At 33.3% G+C, this 877-nt stretch carries 1 protein-coding gene and 1 pseudogene; both read right to left on the bottom strand.

Annotated features, from left to right (window positions below; translation table 11 throughout):
* Positions 1-254, bottom strand: a 254-nt coding sequence (locus AC1DUA_RS39325) for a hypothetical protein (RefSeq protein WP_477504838.1), incomplete at its 3' end; no start/stop codon positions are given.
* A pseudogene (locus tag AC1DUA_RS39320) lies at positions 244-877 on the bottom strand (replication initiation factor); the annotation flags it as partial. The gene AC1DUA_RS39325 and the pseudogene AC1DUA_RS39320, both read right to left, overlap by 11 nt.

Here is an 877-nt window from a genome sequence, read left to right as displayed (position 1 = left end):
CCGTAAGTGCAGCCAAATGATCCAAGCATTATGGCAACAGACTCAATTATTGAAATTGCTTTATCTTCTAAATTAAAACCCTCTTTATCGAAATCTTCTTTAAAATCAAGTGAGTCAATTAGTTCATTAATTACTTTAATAACAGAATCATTATAGCCTGTACTACCTTTAGTATCGTTAATAGAAATCTTTATATTATAAGATCCATCGAACGATAAAATTGCCATTTCAGTCTTGATTCCTTTATTCCTCATGAGTACTACCCCCACAATTATCTGATAAAAATCTTTTTTGTCTTAGTTCTTTTTGATCTTCGAAATTCGTTTGTTTTGATTTTAATTTAACATCAAGCCATGAGTTTATAACATCCGATGTTTCTCTGGGTGAACTATGATCACATTTAGCAGCGAGTGACATTTRAAGCCCTGTTACTTGATTCATTAACCTAATAATGTCACCTTGCTTGATTACCGATCTTATTAATGGTGATGCCTCATAGTTCGTAGTAGCTGATTGCACTAATCTCCATTTTCTCTTTACTTTCCATCGTGCGGTATTATCTTTTTGCGGTTGTCTAATCGTTAGCCATTCTTGAGTCAGATATGCCCATAACTCAGATAATTTTGAATATAATTGTTCAATTGTATCTAATGACAATTCTTTTAACACAGGTCTTCTTAGTTGAAATTCCACCCTCCACACGTCTTTTTCCAATTGCCAACCGTTCTTTAACCAAATGTCAGTAAACCACACTTTACCTGATTTCTTTATCTCTAGTGATTTCAAATAAATTCGAGCTAATAATGAATTACCTCCACCGATGGTAAATCCGCTAAAAATTCTACCTTTCGTATACTCCTCAGAAACATAATGTTCC

Source organism: Paenibacillus sp. 01T422, assembly GCF_056398785.1.
Note: the sequence above shows the minus strand (reverse complement) of the source record. Positions and strands in the feature narration are given on the sequence as shown.